Raw genomic sequence first — 19,291 nt, 5'->3', positions numbered from 1 at the left:
AAACGGGTTAACATTATTTTGTTAACCCGTTTTTGTACGTATCAGTTTTAAAAACTATTCATTTTTAACCAATTAGTGATAATTGTTAATACCTCCGGGGCAAGACCAATTTTCTCTCTGTTAGTCCCATCGTATTGCTTATTCAATTCCTCCGGTTGCAGCAAGTGATTAAGTCCTAATAACAGGTGAGTTTCTACCTGTTTGTTTTTTCCTCTCCCGGCATACTTCTTCCACATCTCAAGATTGTGTGGTACAACCATATTGTCTCTGTCACCGTTGATTGCCAATATAGGAGCCATCACATCACCGAGATACATCTCAGCATTATACCGAACGAAATACCTGTACCAAGGTGTTGCAACCTGTGGTGCATAGCGATGTATCGGAAAGCGAAAGGTATCGAACTTATCTTCTTGTAAAGCAAAAAATGCAGAATCTCTTTTCCTCCAGTTTTCATATACTTCATTCATTTTCTGCTCTGTATTTGTAGAATCAGCATATTGATAGGCTTTTGCGAACATCAAGGCATTGACCTCATGAAACCGCTTTTTTTCCCTATCTTTCAATGGTGCTGCATTGACCAAGGATTCATTCTGCGTGATTAATGCATCCAGTCCATTCATTGCAAGCCCAGATAGCGATATCAGAAATTTCACATCTTTACTTTGCGAAGCCGCAATAGAAATCGCTGCCCCCCCTTCACTATGCCCTAGCAAACCAATTCGCTCCGGATCTATCTCTGGATACTTTTTTAAAAATGCTACTGCCTGTAAGGCATCCTGTGCAAAATCATAGGTAGTTGCTACCTCGTATGCGCCGGTCGTCTGCCCGACACCACGATCATCCATACGCAATACGGCGTACCCATTTTTGGTCAGATGATCTGCCAAAATAGTAAACCATTTTGTTCCGCCCATCGTACCTTCCCTATCCTGAGGTCCGGTACCAGACACAATCACAATAGCGGCAAAATTACTTCCCGTGTTGGGTTTCGTAATAGTCGCACCATATTGCAAGGTATCAATTGAACTTTTAAACACAACCGAGTCAGCTATATATTCCTGTGCGTCCACTGTAAGGATCAATAGACTCAACACCATTGTTATAGTTAATCTAAGAAAAAACCTCATATTAATTCCCTTCTTTCAATACCCTTACCATTTCAATGATTTCATCTGCCAATTCGGAGGCACTTCCCATGTAACCCACCTCAGAAAAGCGCATCTTTCCATTGGGACCGACTACGATCTTGTGTGGAATAGCACCAACGCCGAAGCTCTTTGAGACTTTACTATCACTGTCCAAAAGCACTGTAAAAGGATAATTGTTCTCTTTCATATAATTTGTCACATATTCTTTGGCATCAGCACGTTTCTCTTGGGTGTCTACAAAGTAAAAGACAACATTGGGATCATTTTTAAAATGGTCGACTGCTAGTTTCATTCCTGGGAATGCAGCTTTGCAAGGCGCGCACCAAGAAGCCCAAAAATCAAGGATAACGACTTTCCCCTTTTGCTGTGCTAAAGAGACCGTATTACCAAACTGATCCTTAAGCTGAAAGGCCGGTGCGTCTTTGCTTATCAATAACTTTTGCACTTTGGCTTTTAATTCCTCTCCTTTGCTCGCATCTTTTAAGTTGCTCAAATAAACATCATAGCCTGTCTCCGATCCTTTGTTCGCAATGTAAATTGCTTTCATCAGATCCAACATATAGGGCGAACTCTGATTTGCCCGGTAACTTGCTTCTAGGCTCGATTTGAGTTCTTTAGTTTTCCCTTGTCCATGTAGAATCCGGGCATAGGTATCGTTTAAATCAGCATCTTCAAAACCTTTAGTATTCAATGCCGCTGCCGCGTAGACAAAAGCTTCGTCATATAGTTTATTATCTGTCAAAATTTTAGCAAACAAGGCCGCATTACCATAGTAAAGGCTCGAATACTCATCACCTTGATAGTTATCTTTATAATAATTTAACCGCTCCAATACGACCCGTGTATAAGGTAATATCTCCGCCGCTGTCATTGAATTTTGAGAAATATAAGGAACAGACAGCGTACGATAGATAACATTTGAGAGCGCCATATAAGGTTCTGCCTTAGAAATGTATTTCGTATAGGTCGCCAGGTCTTTCTGCATACTGGTGTACACAGAAATAATCCAATAGGCCGTGATATGACTGATCCGATGTGCATCGTCAAACTCCTTATTAGATTCACTGTATGGATGCCTGTCAATAAAATCTATCGCTGCCTTTAAACGGGAGGCATCGTCTTTTGCTTCATTTATCTTTTGAAAATCGGCCAATCGTTTTTCATTGCCTACCAACTGCCCATTTGGAAATTCCGCTTTGATGCGATCCTCTAACGCTTTTGTAGCTACTGTATCTAACAGCACATTTTTATAGACCTGCATAACCTGAAGAAGATCATCTTCTTTCACATTTGGCATCCCCTGTAAAGCTTTCAATTCATTATTTAACTTAGCCAAAGATTCAGGAGTATCCATATGCTTGAGCGCACTGGCTGCTGCGTACAGCACTTTAAAGCGATTTTCGGGATGCTGTTGCAATTCATACTTGACCCACATTAACAATATCTCGTCGGTCTTATAAGAAGCGGAATCTACCACATAAGGCACACCTTTAGCAATATGTGGCGTACGTAACAGCCCCCATCCTAGCATTCCGCCTGATACCTGTTTGTTGTCATTCGTTGACAGAATATACGAATAAGTCGGTTCACCGCCATTGTCCTGTACATCACCGGCATTGAATACAAAGTTAATCAAGGCCAATCCTGGAGGAATTACATAACTGGCGGTCCATACTGTATCCTGCTTCGTAAAATTCAAATTCTCCTGGATCCACTTAAAGTTTTGGTATCCGGTCATTATGCCCTTTATCTGTTGGGCATCTTTCAATGGGGTTTTGCGTGAATCATAGACAAATTTGACCGTATCATTTTCCTTTGGAAATTCAGGGATTACGCTAAATTGTTGTTCCTGCGCATGTACAGGTGCACTTAAGATAAGTACTCCTGCGATGACACTCAATGTTTCTTTTAATCTATTAATTAATGTATACATGTTCGGCTAAATATTATTCTGCTATAAAATTATTTTAAATCTCAAGTACGTTATAGAGTAGCTCTCGCTGCCATATCTACGACTTTTCCCGTTACTTCAAATACATTCAAAGGAGTCTGGTTGACAACACCTGATGTCTCATTGATTGCTAATTCGTAGACTTTAGCGCGGGTTCCATTCCATGTGGCTACGTACAAGACGCGCTCTTCCTTGTCAGCTACGCTGATGTTGGGTACAGGTTTGTAATATCGCATGCAGGTGATCTCCTCTCCAGCAGGCATTTGGAAGGCCACACTCGCGGTATTAGAACTACGATAAGCGTAATTATAAATTTTGTCCGTCGTGGCATAATAGGTATACCCACCAAATCCACTGACTTGAAACAACTTCGCTTGAGTTGCATCAGGAAGGTCTGTCATATCGTATGCACCTACCGCTAAATTCCCTGCATCGCTGGTTTTGGTAAAATCAACCACATATAACCAACGTCCGGCCCCCGTTTTGTCCTTGAAAAAGGCATAGGTATAGTTTGATGCGCCGTTTGTCATATAGAGCATATCTTTACCGACATTTCGTAAGTCGAAGGCTTGTCCTGCAGCTGGAGCAGCAAAATTGTCAATCATATTGGTCGACAGATAATAACGCACAAACCGACTGTTTTTTTGGTCGTATGCTATAGAAGAGTAACTGGAAGCATGCCTCGCTACCAGGTAAGGTGCAAGTTCATAATCCCCATCTGCGGGTCCTGGAAACTTGATATCACTTTCATAAAATCCATTACCAGTAGCGTGCAATTTTTTACCATTGATCAGTACATGTAGTGAACTCGTATTAAACACATAAGCCTGCGGATTAATCACCGTTTCCGGGCGACGGTACATATCTTCCTGATCTCGGATAAACGTAAAATCATCACCTTTAAATCGTGCTATATAATTGTCACTTCCCACCGTAATCCAATTCGTAATCTGATAAGCCTGAAACGCACTCCAGATAAATTTGGCCTGTCCAGAAATGGGTTTCCCCATTGTCAGACTGTACATATTTTTAATATGGCTGTTTCCACTGATTGTTGATGACAGTGCTGGCGTACGGATAAAGTCGATATCTCCTCCATGCGCACCTTGATAAAGTATCATCATTCCAAACTCCATATTTGCCGTTACGCTAACATTAAAAGTCACATTCGATGTAATACCCGTCGTTGCGTCAGTCACAATAAGTTCCGTCACATATTCGCCTACAGGCTCTGCAATCACGACGTCCAACACCGCCTTGTCCGAAATTTCCTTTGAGGAAGTAGATGCATTATTGGATGTTTGCTTTTTATAGATCAACCACTTATAAGTTCCCTGATGCCCCTCAGGTAAACGAATGCCAGGTGCTATTTTTAGCGGTGTCAAACGCAACAAACGATAGGTATTCCCCAATCCTGTTGTATCAATCTGAACCACAGGTGTATCGGTATATTCGTAATTTCCGATGTCTTTTTTACAACCCAGAAAAGTTGTAAAAAATAGAGCAATCGCTAGATATATTATTCCTTTCATGTTTCTATTCTATTTTAAAATACAACCAAAGCTCCATTCTCATCCCGCAGCGGATATCCCGGTTTACCTTCATTTGCCGCATTCTCCTCTCTCAGTATGATGCGTAGTCTGCTGGCCATATCCTGCAGATCGGCTATGGAGTACTCACCTGGCTGCGCCTCAATACGTGGACTCAATTGATGAGGATAATCGGCAATACCTAGGTGATCAATAATAAACTGATACTTTACATCACTATATGTACCAAAGTAAAATGGCCAGGTATCCGGCTGCACCAAGCGGTCTGACCAGCGCAAAGTGAAAGTCCCATCCTCAGTCACACCACCCTTAAAATCTGCCGATTCACCAATTGCCAAGTTGAGCAAAACCGTTTCATTCTTCAGCCTAGCTGTCCGATGCAGCACTACTGCTACATTGCCCTCAATCTGATTGGCGGCGACCAACCCCGGAATAAACTCATAGTCTATCCCTTCTGTCGCGGTGCTCCCTTCCGCTACTGTTTTTGCAATAGGATAGCGATCCACAGCCGAAACCTCCCCCATGGTCTTCACCTTAATATACAAGGTGTCTTTCATCTGTTGTTCAGGCACTGTCAGAAAGGTAAACGAGCGGTTCGATATACGTGTTTGGTTCAAATCATTGGATCGCTCAAAGAAATATACCCGAGCGTCCTGCACATACCCATCAATATCCTTCTCACAGCTTGACAAAACACTGATGCCTACAGTTAATAATGTTCCTGTAATTACTTTATATACTAAATTCATCTTACTATTCCTTTCTGATTATTGTCCAAAAGATATTTCCTTGTCCGGCAGTGGCAATACATACATGTCATCATTTACCGTGACAAACTTTCCGTCGATCTGACTTGCATTTTTACGTTTGTAGTAAAAAAACAATTGCCCCTCTCCGATCAGTTCTTTACGGTACTCTCTCTTAATCTCCTGTTCCACTTGCGTGGTATTTAGTAAGGATGACAATGCAGCTGTATTTCGATGAGCACGTACTTCATTAACATAAGCGATTGCTCCGGCAGGGTCAGTTTCAGCAAGACATTCTGCCGCTATGTAGTACAATTCAGATTTCCTGATCATGGGCATTCTATTCATAAATGCCGCCTGGGACGAAGTGGGTTGTACGAATTTGGTAGAGTATCGTATGTCCCATAATTTTTCTGCCGGCGTGGTTAAGTACTCGAAACGATAGTCAAACTTATCATCAAACAGTGCTACATAATCCGTTCCTGATCTTGAAAGTAGATTTCCAGACACCTCCTCATCATAAAACGGGCTTGTAATAGCAGACATACCATTAATGTATAGGCTAAAGATAAGCTCCTGTGTAAACACCCTATTTTTCTGACCTTCCACCGTTGTTGCAATTTGTGATGAAGGGGTCCAGTCGAATACATTACTTTCTATAACTGCTCTTGCGGCCACGAGCGCTTTCGCTTTGTCGCCAGCGTAAAGGTATACCCTAGCCTGCAAAGCTTTTACGGCATAATAATTAAGCTTTAGATTGCGGTCACGAAGGTAAGTGGTTGCGTTGGCCGAATGGGCCGGCACGATCGGATCGTATGTAGCTAGTTCTTGTTCGGCAACTTCCAGATCCGCGATCACTTTATTTAATAAAGCACGCGTGGTCAGGCGTTCTTTGGGCAGTGTACCTACAGCCTCCATATAGGGTATGGCCAAGGCTGTCTCTCCTTTTGAAGCTATAGAAGAACCGTACAAACGTACCAGATCAAAATGCAACAGTGCCCGCAGACCATAGGCCTCACCACGTATTGTATGATAATTCACCCCCGTAAACAAACCACTTCCCTTTTCATTGAGGTTCTGAATCAACAGATTGATATTCGCTATAATATTGTAACTGTCTTTGAAGACCGCTTCTGATTTAGCTATAAAATTTGCCTCATCATAGTCATAGTTTATGGTAGAATAGTACTGATTGGCAGATCCTAATCCGTAGAATTGCCCACCTAAGCCATCTACTAGACCAAATGTCAACTCCCTACCGTATAAGCTTTGACTTGTCATCTTGACATAGACCCCGGTCAATGCATCCTGAAAACCAGATTCTTTTTCAAAAACCTTGTCCGCTTCAATCTGGGTCTGTGGAGGTACATCTAACCATTTCTCGCAAGAAGAGAAAACCAGCGTCAGTACAAAAAGTCCTACATGTATATATTTTTTATATGCTTCCATATTCTCCTAATTATATTATTAAAAACTAGCGCCTAACGTAAAAGATATTGTACGTGCATACGGATAATCCAGTCCGCGCTCAATACGTACCGTACTCAATCTTCCGATATCGTTGAGATTACAGGTTGCCATCAAACTTTTGAAGGGCGAGCGCTGCACAAAATTCATACGGGTAAAGTTGTAGGATAAACTTACAGACGAAAATATAAGTTCGTTGTAATTCTGCACGAAACGCGATGTGGGCTTTGTCGCCGTAGAGTTTATCTGTGCAATACCTTTAAACAAAGACACATCACCGGGTTGCTTCCAGCGTTGCTCTAGCGCACGGATATCAACATTATAGTTGAAATCGGCATCATCGACCAAGCTGACTAACGAAGAGTTGTACATCTGTCCACCCCAACGGTAAGTGAAGGCAAAATTGACACTTAAATCTTTGTACTGCACATTCGCTCCAAAGGTGCCATTGTACAACGGCTGTGTATCCCCCAACACCTCCTGGTCTTCTGCCGCCCATTCATAGGTCATTGTACCATCACGCTTCAAGAAAATCTCCTGCCCATTACTTGGATCAATTCCCAAAGATTGGACTGCCCATATAGCAGACATCGAGCGGCCTACCTCATAGCGTCGTGCCGGTCTCTGCCGCTGGCTTTTATCGGCGATAATATTTCCACTCTCGTCAAATTTGTCGCTGTTCAGATTGTTTAATGCTTCCAATGAACTCGAAATACTGCGTATCTTATTCGTATTGCGCGCCACATTTCCAAAAACATTGACATTTAAACCTCTTCCTGCATCCTTTATCATTCTATAATTTAAAGTAGCCTGGAATCCTTTATTTTGTACATCACCAATGTTTTCCGCGTAGTTATTAAAGCCTAAAGATGGAGCGATCTCCATACTCAGCAATAGGTTGTTGGTATTTTTAATATAATAATCGAAACTGGCATTGAAGCGGTTTAAAAAACCAAGCTCCACACGGTAGTTGGTTTCAGCTACTTTCTGCCATTGCAGATCCGGATTGGCCAATGCCATTAGCTCCAAGCCCATATCGCCATTGTAGGTTCTATCCAAAATGTAATTGTAAGTCGCCAGTGCCTGATAAGCGTTCTGTCCAGGCGGTGTACCGGTTACCCCGGTATTGGCTGTGAGGCGGAATAGGTCAATCCATTTCAGATTTTTAACAAATTTTTCCTCATGTAGGTTCCATCCCGCGCCCAACGACCAGAAATTACCCCACTTTGCATTCCGACCATACTGTGACGATGCATTTCTACGGAAAGAGGCATCAACTAGATATTTGCGGTCAAATACATAGTTAAGCGCAGCCGTAGCAGCTGCTATACGTACTGTATTTTCAGTCCCGACAGCTTTCGTACCTTCCTGGTACTGCTTACCCATAGAAATTGCATTGAGATCATCATTAGGGAATCCAACCATCGTCATACCCGTCGCTTCATTCTGGTTTTCGTTGGCCGTCAAGATACCATTAAAGTAAAACTCATGTTTACCAATTACTTTATTGTAAGCGGTACTTAAGTCTACCGTATAAGCCTTTTGAAATCCATTATTCAACCGGTAGACACCCCGATTTAAATACTCAGGATTTACGGGAGATACATTGAGGTAATCGGTATGTAGTGCTGATCTGAAGAACTCTGTGGCTGTATTCTGCTGGTTATAACCCAAGCGCACATTAAACCGCAAATTATTACTATGACGGTAGTCAATCTGAAAATTCTCCGTGATCGCCGTATAGTTGGAACCGTCTTTCGAATTAAGGTTGCCGTTATACAGTGGATTTCCCACCACAATACTGGATGCCCCTGTACCTATGGTATAAGACTTCATAAAATTACCATTCTCGTCATGAATGCGCCAGTAGGGATTCATCTTGGCAAAATCACGGAAGGTTCCATAGGGGCTGTTAAAAGAGAAATTGCGGTCAATTGAAAAGTTATTGGTTGCCGAAATCTTCCCTTTACGATAGACCAATACCGACTGTCCGTTATACATATTCCGATCGGACCCTTTCATTACGCCTTTAGTATTATTATAGCCTACATTGACCGAATACTGAAAATTTTCTTCACCACCATCAAAGGTCAAGGTATGGCGCTGTCCAACGCCTACCTGCAGGGGCTGAGATAACCAATAGGTATCTACACCATCCAACGCCGCTTTCAGGTTTTGCGCATGTACTTTGGTTAATGCAGCCTGAGTCTCCGGATTAGATGAAGTGTATTTTCCGGACAGCACCTCTGCCTGAACCTTTTCCAGACTATTGGTCATATGATAACTGGTTAAGTCTGGTGCCTGAATATTTGCACTCGCATTGTAGGAAATACGCATTTGCCCTGCCTGAGGACGTAATGTCTCTATCACGATTACCCCATTCCCTGCTTTGGCTCCCCACATAGCTTTTGCGGCGGCATCCTTTAAGATGGTGACACTCTTGATGAAGTTAATATTTAGATCGAAAACACGTTCAATGGTGGATTCGAATCCATCCACGACAAAAAGCGGCTGATTCGCGACGTTGCTGTATTCAGTTCTTAAATCCTCTGAAAAGCCTGTCTGGCCACGTAACTGAATATCAGGGATCATATTCGGGTTGGATCCAAAATCGTTATTGGTCAGCATCTGAAAGGATGGGTCTAAAATAGCCAGTGCCGAAAGCACATTCTGATTAGAAACCTCTTTGATCTGCTTTTGCGTAAAAGTCGAAGCACTACCGGTAAATGTACCCGCTTTACGCTCATACATCCCCGTATTTACAAGCACTTCTTCGATGGTGTTATCTTGTTTTTGCAATACGATATCTCCCATACGGCCATCACCTATAGCGACCTTACGCGTCACATAGCCGACATACCTAAACTCGATCTCCTTTCCTCCCTCCGGTGGGACAATGCGAAAACTTCCGTTTTCATTGGTAGTACCTCCAAAACGGGTCCCTACAACCCAAAAAGTAACTTTAGGTAATGCTCTTCCATCAGGATCTACTACCCGTCCATTGACTTCTTTGTCCTGTCCTTCGCTTTCATCTGCTGTTTCGTTTTTGTAAATAGCATAGAGTGTGTTATTCACTTTTGACACGGAGATACCCTTACCGGCGAAAGCGTTTTTCAACACCTCAACTACCTCCGCATTATTCGCCTGTATTGAAATCTGAAGATTCTGCTTCAATATATCATCACTGTACACAAAACGTACATTTGACTTTTGTTCCATATCCTGCAGAAAAGCAGACAATGATGTGTTTCGATAACTTACGGAAACTTTATTTTGGGAATAAGCTCCTGCGCTTGCGCTAAGTATCCCAATACACACCAACAATACTGTTAGTTTCATATATAATACGACTTGAAGACAAGCAAAAGGTCGCTCAAAGCACTTCTGCTTTAAAAAAATATTCATAAATTTAGCATGGATTTAATAGTTGATCAATAAAGAGGTAGTCGGACGCCAATCTACACTAACCCCTTGACGATTAAAACCGCAGTGCGCAAGATCGTTCTAAACGTATTTTGTGCACTTGTTTTTATAACAGTTAGTAAATTACAATTCTATCTCCCTCCTTTCTGTACGAAAATGATTTTACCAGATTAAGTGCATGGAGTATTTCTTCAACAGACTCTTGCTCAAAAGATGCTGAATACTTATACGCTGCCACTTCTTTGTTTAAAAAGACAAGCTCGACGCCATACCGACGCTTTATCTCGCGCGCTACATCAGTAAATGTCGTCGAGATAAAGGCGAATTTGCCTTCTTTCCAGGCGACATCGACCGGAGCCGTATTAGCCTGGTCAATAAATTGCACAGGCAACACTTCCATCTGTGGCTTTACTTCCGTTAAACCGGCCTTATCGACGGACACTTTTTCAAAAACAAACTTTTCAAGAGGCTCCAAAGTAGAATAGGTATATTTTTCATCTTTAGACAATACTTCCACCTTTCCATGCAGAAGGGAAGTTTCTACCAGAGGATCATCCGCGTATGCCTTGAGGTTAAACGCTGTTCCCAGCACCCGTACTTTCATCTGTGGTGTAGCTACTACAAAAGGGTGCATTGAATCCGACTTTACTTCAAAAAATCCCTCCCCTTCAAATATGACATCGCGGCGATGGTTTTCAAACCTTTTAGGATAAGACAATTTACTATTCACGTTCATCGTCACTTTGGTACCATCTGGTAGCACCACATCCTTCGTCTCCTTACCCGTTTCTACAATAAGGTATGTTGGAGCCTCGAAAAAAGCGGTATATACAACCCAAGAGAGACAAAAGAAGAGGATAGCCGCCGCCGCAACACGATATAATGGTTTCCAAAAACTTGCATTTTTAGTTGGAGTGGCTAACGGAGTTCCAATATCCATTTTTTTGAATAGACGATCTCCTATTTCATCAGGATTTCCCATCACAGTGTTATCCCACTCTGTTGAAAACTGATATGAATTGTAATAATTCATCAAAATTTCCTTTTCTTCTATAGTAATAGAATTATTACTCCATTTATCAATTAGATTATCTAACGTTTTTTTGTCCATTTTGGATTTCTGGGTTAGTAAATTACATATGATGTCCCACATGCTATCTATATGTAAGTAACGCAGACACAGAGTTACCCCCAAAGTAGAATTACTTTTTTGTTAAAAAATCATAAAAACAGGATGAAGAGCCAATAAAAGGCGGTAGATTATCTAAGAAAGAGTAAAGGTAGCAGAAAAGCCAGGTCGCGAAGGGAGATTCGTAACTTTTTCAATGCGATTCCAATCTGATTCTCTATGGTTTTTTCAGACAATTCCAGTCGTTCGGCTATCTCTTTATAACTTAGATATTCGAAACGACTTAACAGAAAAATCTCTTTACAACGAGGGGGCAATTCATCCAGACTCGCCATCAAACGGCGTTGAATATCCTCCCTGTCAAGTTTAATTTCTGCAATGTTGGAAGAGAACTCTTCAATTACATGTAGGTTTTCAAACTTATTCCTAACCTTACCCGAACGTATAACATTAAAAACCTGGTAGCGTACCGATGTAAACAACCAAGCTGTAAGATTTTTAATTTCAAGCGTAGGGGCATTATTCCATAAATAACTAAATACTTCCTGGACGACATCTTCGGCCTGTTCTTTGTCCCGCAATAGATTAAATGCTGAGATATACAACCGAGCCCAATAGAAATCATATACCGCTTTAAATACAGCAGGATCACTACGTTTTAGACCATCAATATGAACTCGTTCAACACCTAAATCTAATTTTGTCATCTATCCAAAATTTTTAAATCTGTTGTACCCTAGGTTACAAATATATTTTTTTTCGACAATTAATAGCCAACAATCGTAGAAAAAGCTATCATCGTATCATCCAACATTCCAAAAAGTGGATTTGAGATCCTCAGGAACACCCTATCACCATTCTACTCATTTGATGAAAAAAAATCAAAGTTTGTATCTCGTAAAATATTTTACTACAATTGTGGGAACTAACTAATCAATTATCGTTTTTAAAAAAAACATAATAGATCAATACAAAACAGAATAAATTCTACTAACTTTGTAGTCTTTAAGATATTTACCCTAAACCATAGCTATTGATGCCTGTGTATCCGAACATTGAGAAGAAACTAGTTACTCAGCTAAAATTGGGTAATGAGGAAGCTTTCATAGCGATATACAAACATTACTCTCCTATTCTCACTTCATTTCTAGCACGCATGAACATTCCTTCTGCGGATATCGAAGATGTTGTACAACAGAGCTTTCTTAAACTTTGGGAAGCAAGAGACAGAATAGATACCGAGGCTTCTTTCAAAAACTATATTATTACCATTGCCAAAAATGATATTTATAATAAAATCCAACGAAATATTACAGCGCAGACATACACAGCCCATACTGTAGCACAATCCTATTCCAGCGAAGAATTACAGTCCACCGAACTAGAAGAGGTCTTACAAAAGATACTTTTGCAATTGCCTGAAAAAAGAAGAAAGGTTTTCGAAATGAGTCGGCTTCAGGGATATAGTAATAGTGAAATAGCAAAAGAACTTGAAATTACTAAAAGCACCGTAGAGAACCACATCAACAATTCATCTTCTTTGGTAAAGCGGATATTAAAGAGTTTGGGGTTCAGTATATGTATTTTTATTTTTTTTTAAATTAACTTAGGTGTAAAACCTTTTTCATCTGTATAGTATACGATAAACAGCAAAAAGTGAACAAAGACATTTTAAATAGGTACTTCGAAAAGCAATGCTCTGTGGAGGAGGTGAAAATCGTCGAAGCTTGGTTGTTGGATCCAAACAACCGAACCGAATTTGATTTGTTTTTAGAGGAAAGATGGGATTCACATTACTATCAAAGACAAGAAGCGCCTATTGTGGCCATTAAGAAGTCAATGCCTATGCAGTTGTGGAAAGCAGCAACGGCAGCAGTGGTTTTAATCGCTCTAGGGTTCTATTTTTTTAGTATAAGTCAATCACCAGTGGTCGAAAGCAGCTCCGCTATTGTACGTCATAGTGGTGTATCATCAGATAGCTCCCCTGCCCACTTATCCTTATCGGACACTGCTCCTGTTGTCACTAACCCTAAAAACTTTAAGCAGCATGAAAAAAAACCGACAAAGATCCACAAATCAAATCAGACAGTAGCAGCACTCGATACTTCTGCTCAAAAAAGAGGAACAAAAACAGTCAAGGCAACCAAACTGGGTAATTTTATGGTCAACGAAGTCTTGTTAAGTCAACTGAGGCACAAGATAGATTCTAATCAGCTCGTACTCAATATTGATTTACACGAAGCTACCCTAGCCGAAATAGCCTACAGATTACGTAAAAATTACGGAATCATACTTGAACCCTGTAGCACAGGAACATCTTCCAAAACCTATACGGCACGATTTGAAAAAATATCGATCAATGACCTGCTCCATGATATGTCTCAAAAGATGTTGTTTTCCTATACTGTAAAAGATAGTATCATAAAAGTCTGTTTTAATTAAGCTTTCTCATTACATAGTATGATCGACCCTAAATAAAGTTAGGCTCGACGGGGATCTCTATGTCTCATTCAGAGAGCAATTCATTGAATTAACTAACATTTAATAATTCCTAACAAAATTATGAACAACAAGTTAACGTGTAATGGTGGCTTGCTTGCATTAGCACTTAGCCTAGGTCTTGCAGTACCTATGCCCCTTCTTGCGCAGGTGCAAATGACACAGGTTAAGTCTACACCCAAGGTAATCGGAAAAGTAGTCAATGCGGAGAAGAAGCCTATTGCCAATGTCAGTATAAGTATCAAAGGTAAGAGTAAGGTTACTGCAACCACAAGTAATACCGGTGAGTTCATTCTCTCACCTGATACAGAAAATGAAACACTAATTGTTAAAAACGTAGGTTACAAGACAGTAGAAATCGTCCTGCACCAACGCATTACCATGCCCCTTATTATTGTACTGGAAGAATTGGTCGATGAAATTGAAGAAGTTGTTGTGACCGGATACGGTAACCGTTCCAAAGAAAGCTTTACCGGGAGCTCTACCACATTCAGTAAAGAAGAATTACTTCGTGTAGGTAACAAAAACGTTCTTCAAAGTTTACAGAACCTAGATCCGTCTTTTGTCCTTACAGAAAATCTATCCTTAGGGTCAAATCCCAATATGTTACCGGACATTCAATTGAGAGGTCAAGCCGGACTTGGCGATGTACGGGGAGACTACGCCGGCAATCCCAACCAACCGTTATTTATCTTAGATGGCTTTGAGGCTAGCCTCCAAAAAATATTTGACCTTGATATGAATAGAGTAGCCTCTATCACGCTGCTCAAAGACGCTGCTGCCAAAGCTATCTATGGTTCCAAAGCGGCCAATGGAGTGGTCATTGTAGAAACTCTTATTCCTGCCGAGGGACAGATGCGTATTTCGTATAATGGGAATCTTAACATCGAAGCGCCCGATCTGAGTTCTTATCATTTGGCAAACGCTAGAGAAAAATTGCAGATCGAACAAAATGCCGGTCGTTACACATCATCGCAACCTCTTTACCAACAGTTTCATAATGAGCAATACAATGAGATTTTAAAAAACATAGAACGTGGTGTGGATACCTATTGGCTATCCCAGCCCTTACGCACTGGAGTTGGCAACAAGCACACCTTACTTTTGGAAGGTGGCACTTCGTCCTTACGTTATGGCGTCGATGTGACTCATAATAACGTAGCTGGTGTGATGAAAGGCTCAAACCGTGCAAATACAGGTGGTTCCATCAACCTATCCTATCGAGCAGGAAAGGTCAATTTTCGTAATATTTTAAACATCACTTTCAATCAGTCAAACAATTCTCCCTTTGGCCAGTTTTCGGAATACAGTGCCCTCAACCCCTATTATTCGCCTTATGACGAATATGGCAATCTTGTTAAACTCTTAGGTACATATAAGAATAATAGCTCTAGTTCTGCTACTACTACCTACTATTTCAATCCACTCTACAATGCCAGCCTGCAGACCAAAAATCTATCCAAATACCAGGAAATAACAGAAAATTTCTACATCGAATGGCAGAGTACACCTAGCCTAAAATGGACCGCACGTCTAGGGTATACCTTCAATGGTAATTCTGCAGAGCGCTTCCTGCCCGGAGACCATACCTCTTTTGCACTTTGGCAGGGTGAGAACTTCTATAAGCGTGGCTCCTACACCATGAGTGATGGCGAGAGCAATAGCCTTAGTGCAGATCTTTTCGGTAATTGGTCAAAAAAAATAGGCAAACACCTGTTCTTTGTCAATGCAGGTGGAAACGTAGCTTCCTTCCGAGATCAAACACATGGTATGACAGCATGGGGGTTTCTCAACAACCGAGTAGACTACATCACATTTGCAAAGCAATATGAAGATAATGGAGTACCTTCCGGAGGTGAATCCATCAAAAGAGAATTGGGTTTAGTGGGGTTCGCTAATTACTCCTACGACAACCGCTATTTGGCCGACCTAAGTATCCGTAGCAACGCTTCTTCGGTATTTGGATCTGACAACCGCTGGGGTACATTCTGGTCGTTAGGATTAGGCTGGAACATGCATCATGAAACATTTTTAAAAGAAAACAACATTATCAACCAATGGAAATTCCGAGGTTCAGTAGGTACCTCTGGAAATCAGAACTTTGATCCTTACCAGGCTATGACTACCTACAAGTTTTTTAACAGTAGCACCTATGATAATATATCCGGGGCATACCTCTATGCTCTAGCGAACAATGGATTAAAATGGCAGGAAACCATGGACTACAATCTAGGAACCGATATCCGTTTATTTGATAAGCTGAATGCGAGATTCGATTACTACATAAGTAACACCTACAATCTATTAATTGATTTTACATTACCCCCTTCTACGGGTTTTTACTCCTTCAAAGAGAATTTGGGACGCTCACAAAACAAAGGATTAGAGGCAAACCTAAACTATCAGCTGTATTCAAATCCACAGCAACAATCCTACTTTTCCATATTTACTTCATTGGCCCGCAATACCAACAAACTTATTGAGATTGCCGATGCACTTAAGCAGGTCAATAAAGAACGAGACGAAGATGACAATCAATCTTCTTTAAATATTCCTAAAATACGCTACGAGGAAGGCCAATCCATCAATGCGATATGGGCAGTTCCCTCTTTAGGTATCGATCCAGTAACGGGTCGCGAGCTGTACCTCTCTAAAGATGGTAGTAGCACTTATGTCTGGAATCCTGACGACCAGGTTGTCGTGGGCGTGACCGACCCTAAATTGAGAGGAAATTTTGGTTTCAACATGGAATACAAAGGTTGGGGGTTGAGCACCTCATTTCGATATACTTTGGGCGCCGATTACTACAATAGCACATTGGTGAATCGTGTCGAGAATGTTAATATCGCCTATAATGTGGATACGCGGGTACTTCACGATACCTGGCAAAATATTGGGGACATGGCCTATTTCAAAAAGATAACGAGCACTCCAACGACCACGCGTCCCACAACACGTTTTCTCCAAAAGAAGTCAGATTTGACACTATCATCTGTAAATGCTTATTACGACTTTAAATGGAAAAATCTATCTAGATACCACCTAAAGAACCTCAAACTTGGACTATATATGTCCGAAGCATTTGTGTTATCCACCGTTAGGACAGAACGTGGTACCGACTATCCGTTTGCTCGCTCATTTTCTTTCACTTTACAAACGACATTTTAGACTATGAATAAGTTAACATTTACGCTTTCGCTACTATGCATTCTAACCCTGTATACTTCATGCAACAAATGGTTGGATGTACAACCCAGTTCACAGGTAAAATCGTCTGAACTTTTCAAAACCGAATCGGGTTTTAAAGAAGCTCTGGCAGGTATCTATACCATACTGGGCGAAGATGGCCTATACGGCAAGGAAATGACCTATGGCATGATGGGCGTACTCGCTCAGGAATGGAAAAACTACCCTTCCTCCTACAATGACGACCACGCTTATAACTACAACGGTACACTATTAGAAAATAGAATAGAAAAAGTATGGAGCTCGTTATACAATGCGATCAGCAACACCAACCATCTATTGTCAAAAATTGATGACGGCATACCATTTACGGGCAAAAACCATTCAATAATAAAAGGGGAAGCTTTAGCCTTACGTGCATTCCTACACTTTGAACTCCTACGGTGCTTTGGTGTAAGCTACGCTGTCAATCCCACTCAACCTGCTATTCCTTACATCACAGAATATAGTGCCAAACAAACCAAACAGGATCAGGTACAGAATGTATTAGCACAAATATTGACAGATCTAAAGACTGCAAAGGAACTACTTCGCAATGATCCTATATTCACCGGCGAAATCATCACAGAAATGAATGACAACGGCTATCTGATAAACAGACAGCTTCACTTGAATTATTACGCTATTGAAGCTTTATTCGCACGAATTTATCTATACTCGGGCCAGCTTGACCTAGCGATCAAATCAGCTCAGGAAGTAATTAATTCCCACAAATTTACATTTGCCAGTCAACAGGATTTTATTGACCGCTTAGACAAAAGTGGCGCTATAGAACAGATTTTCGGCTTACAGATCAATAATCTCACTCAAAAAAGTGTAAACTTTCTATCCCAGGAGGGCGAAAATCAATTTTCATTGGACCTAACGACCAAAAAGTACTATCTCAATGACGATCCATTGGACTACAGAGAAACGCTATTTGCACAAGGTACGCTTTCAACATCCAATGAAAATTACTACCTGACCAAGTACATGGCGTTAAGCACCGATTTGACCAACAAAATCAGTAATCCTTCCTATTATCAAAATAAGATGCCTTTGATCAAGCTATCTGAGATGTACCTCATCTTGGCTGAAGCACAATGGAGACAAGGACTCGACGCCCTACCGGCCTTCAATGCGCAACGTAAAGCACGTGGTCTGACGCAACTTACTGCTATACCTGTAGATTTCAGATCAGAACTGACCTCCGAGTTCCGGAGAGAATTTATCGGCGAAGGCCAGCTTTTCCATTATTATAAGCGAAATAACCAAGCTACGATCTATGGTACAGATGTGAATATGGTCTCGACCAAAAGCTACACCTTTTCTATCCCTGTAAGCGAATCCACCAGTGCCAACCGTGAACCTAATAAATAAACTTTATGAAAAAAATAGATTACTTACTCTTTGGTTTACTTCTATCCTTTACAAGCTGTAAAGAGAATGAGCCTCTATTTTTCGATCCAAATGATACTGCTTTACAGATTTGGTTTGGCACAAGTTCGTCCATCCAGGATAGTCTAACCTATAACTATGCGTATAGCCTTACGGAAGTAGACTCTATCATCTTTAATGCGAGGCTGACCGGATATCCTTTGGATCGGGATATTACCTTTGAACTTGAAGCTGTCGAAGGCGATATCCAAGCCGTCGATTACCACTTTCCGAAATATGTTCTCAAAGCCGGACAGGTTGAATTGCGCAGTGCAATCTACATCGATAGGCCTAAACGTGAAGATCTATTTAAAGAAACGCCTGGACATATCACTTTCAAACTGAAGTCTACCACAGATCTCCTCGGGGGTAGTAAGGAAATGTCAAGTTTAAAAGTATCGCTTCGGAACAATATCTCCAAACCGGACAACTGGGACAGTGCTCCCTTGTATTACCGTCCGCTCAACTATTATTTCGGCAGCTATAGCGATGTCAAATACAAGTTTATCATGCAGGTCATGGGCCTTACCTATTTTACGATCTATGTCATTTCAAATAGTGCTACCGAAGCTGACCCATACGGGATCAGTACATCCGAAATGGCCAATTACATTAAAGAATGCAAGATAGCACTGGAGGTTCACAATCAGGAAAACGGAGCCCTGCTTGATGAGAACAATCTCCCTGTGGTATTCCCTTAAATCACGAAAAAC

General features: G+C 41.1%; 13 protein-coding genes. 5 read left to right on the top strand and 8 right to left on the bottom strand.

What is annotated here, in order from left to right:
- Positions 1-47: 47 nt before the first annotated feature.
- The 8 genes from JKG64_RS00575 to JKG64_RS00540 form a co-directional block, all read right to left on the bottom strand.
- A complete protein-coding gene (locus tag JKG64_RS00575) occupies positions 48-1,130 on the bottom strand; it encodes an alpha/beta hydrolase family protein (RefSeq protein ID WP_210352396.1) in 1,083 nt (360 codons plus the stop codon).
- Position 1,131: 1 nt separating this feature from the next.
- Positions 1,132-3,084 carry a TlpA family protein disulfide reductase gene (locus tag JKG64_RS00570; protein WP_210352395.1) on the bottom strand — a complete coding sequence of 651 codons (1,953 nt, stop codon included), beginning with the start codon at positions 3,082-3,084 and terminating at the stop codon, positions 1,132-1,134.
- Between the two features lie 50 nt (positions 3,085-3,134).
- Positions 3,135-4,634: a PKD-like family lipoprotein gene (locus JKG64_RS00565; protein WP_210352394.1), complete on the bottom strand. Its 1,500-nt coding sequence runs from the start codon at positions 4,632-4,634 to the stop codon at positions 3,135-3,137.
- 14 nt (positions 4,635-4,648) lie between these two features.
- Positions 4,649-5,401, bottom strand: a complete 753-nt coding sequence (locus JKG64_RS00560; protein WP_210352393.1) for a DUF4843 domain-containing protein — start codon at positions 5,399-5,401, stop codon at positions 4,649-4,651.
- 18 nt (positions 5,402-5,419) lie between these two features.
- Complete coding sequence (locus tag JKG64_RS00555) at positions 5,420-6,847, bottom strand: RagB/SusD family nutrient uptake outer membrane protein (RefSeq protein ID WP_210352392.1); 1,428 nt, start codon at positions 6,845-6,847, stop codon at positions 5,420-5,422.
- Between the two features lie 18 nt (positions 6,848-6,865).
- The gene (locus JKG64_RS00550) at positions 6,866-10,204 is read right to left on the bottom strand and encodes a SusC/RagA family TonB-linked outer membrane protein (protein ID WP_210352391.1); all 3,339 of its coding nucleotides are present in this window, start codon (positions 10,202-10,204) and stop codon (positions 6,866-6,868) included.
- 199 nt (positions 10,205-10,403) lie between these two features.
- On the bottom strand, positions 10,404-11,399 hold the full coding sequence (locus JKG64_RS00545) for a FecR family protein (protein ID WP_210352390.1): 996 nt from the start codon (positions 11,397-11,399) through the stop codon (positions 10,404-10,406).
- Positions 11,400-11,548: 149 nt separating this feature from the next.
- The gene (locus JKG64_RS00540; protein WP_210352389.1) at positions 11,549-12,124 is read right to left on the bottom strand and encodes an RNA polymerase sigma-70 factor; all 576 of its coding nucleotides are present in this window, start codon (positions 12,122-12,124) and stop codon (positions 11,549-11,551) included.
- A 329-nt stretch (positions 12,125-12,453) separates the two neighbouring features.
- Between JKG64_RS00540 and JKG64_RS00535 the strand changes: the two genes are divergently transcribed.
- The 5 genes from JKG64_RS00535 to JKG64_RS00515 all read left to right on the top strand — a co-directional run bounded on the left by JKG64_RS00535 (position 12,454) and on the right by JKG64_RS00515 (position 19,279).
- Positions 12,454-13,017 carry an RNA polymerase sigma factor gene (locus tag JKG64_RS00535; RefSeq protein ID WP_210352388.1) on the top strand — a complete coding sequence of 188 codons (564 nt, stop codon included), beginning with the start codon at positions 12,454-12,456 and terminating at the stop codon, positions 13,015-13,017.
- Between the two features lie 56 nt (positions 13,018-13,073).
- A complete protein-coding gene (locus JKG64_RS00530; protein WP_210352387.1) occupies positions 13,074-13,859 on the top strand; it encodes a hypothetical protein in 786 nt (261 codons plus the stop codon).
- A 120-nt stretch (positions 13,860-13,979) separates the two neighbouring features.
- Complete coding sequence (locus tag JKG64_RS00525) at positions 13,980-17,084, top strand: SusC/RagA family TonB-linked outer membrane protein (RefSeq protein WP_210352386.1); 3,105 nt, start codon at positions 13,980-13,982, stop codon at positions 17,082-17,084.
- Between the two features lie 3 nt (positions 17,085-17,087).
- Positions 17,088-18,521: a RagB/SusD family nutrient uptake outer membrane protein gene (locus JKG64_RS00520; RefSeq protein ID WP_210352385.1), complete on the top strand. Its 1,434-nt coding sequence runs from the start codon at positions 17,088-17,090 to the stop codon at positions 18,519-18,521.
- A gap of 5 nt (positions 18,522-18,526) precedes the next feature.
- The gene (locus JKG64_RS00515; RefSeq protein WP_210352384.1) at positions 18,527-19,279 is read left to right on the top strand and encodes a DUF4843 domain-containing protein; all 753 of its coding nucleotides are present in this window, start codon (positions 18,527-18,529) and stop codon (positions 19,277-19,279) included.
- Positions 19,280-19,291 lie beyond the last annotated feature (12 nt).

This window comes from Sphingobacterium tabacisoli, from assembly GCF_017908035.1.
Taxonomy (GTDB): domain Bacteria; phylum Bacteroidota; class Bacteroidia; order Sphingobacteriales; family Sphingobacteriaceae; genus Sphingobacterium; species Sphingobacterium tabacisoli.
This window is presented reverse-complemented; position numbering and strand designations above follow the sequence as displayed.

Bases quoted from the DNA above. Each gene is read 5' to 3' on its own strand.
- JKG64_RS00575 (WP_210352396.1), bottom strand. From the start codon at position 1,130: ATGAGGTTTTTTCTTAGATTAACTATAACAATGGTGTTGAGTCTATTG.
- JKG64_RS00570 (WP_210352395.1), bottom strand. From the start codon at position 3,084: ATGTATACATTAATTAATAGATTAAAAGAAACATTGAGTGTCATCGCA.
- JKG64_RS00565 (WP_210352394.1), bottom strand. From the start codon at position 4,634: ATGAAAGGAATAATATATCTAGCGATTGCTCTATTTTTTACAACTTTT.
- JKG64_RS00560 (WP_210352393.1), bottom strand. From the start codon at position 5,401: ATGAATTTAGTATATAAAGTAATTACAGGAACATTATTAACTGTAGGC.
- JKG64_RS00555 (WP_210352392.1), bottom strand. From the start codon at position 6,847: ATGGAAGCATATAAAAAATATATACATGTAGGACTTTTTGTACTGACG.
- JKG64_RS00550 (WP_210352391.1), bottom strand. From the start codon at position 10,204: ATGAAACTAACAGTATTGTTGGTGTGTATTGGGATACTTAGCGCAAGC.
- JKG64_RS00545 (WP_210352390.1), bottom strand. From the start codon at position 11,399: ATGGACAAAAAAACGTTAGATAATCTAATTGATAAATGGAGTAATAAT.
- JKG64_RS00540 (WP_210352389.1), bottom strand. From the start codon at position 12,124: ATGACAAAATTAGATTTAGGTGTTGAACGAGTTCATATTGATGGTCTA.
- JKG64_RS00535 (WP_210352388.1), top strand. From the start codon at position 12,454: ATGCCTGTGTATCCGAACATTGAGAAGAAACTAGTTACTCAGCTAAAA.
- JKG64_RS00525 (WP_210352386.1), top strand. From the start codon at position 13,980: ATGAACAACAAGTTAACGTGTAATGGTGGCTTGCTTGCATTAGCACTT.
- JKG64_RS00520 (WP_210352385.1), top strand. From the start codon at position 17,088: ATGAATAAGTTAACATTTACGCTTTCGCTACTATGCATTCTAACCCTG.
- JKG64_RS00515 (WP_210352384.1), top strand. From the start codon at position 18,527: ATGAAAAAAATAGATTACTTACTCTTTGGTTTACTTCTATCCTTTACA.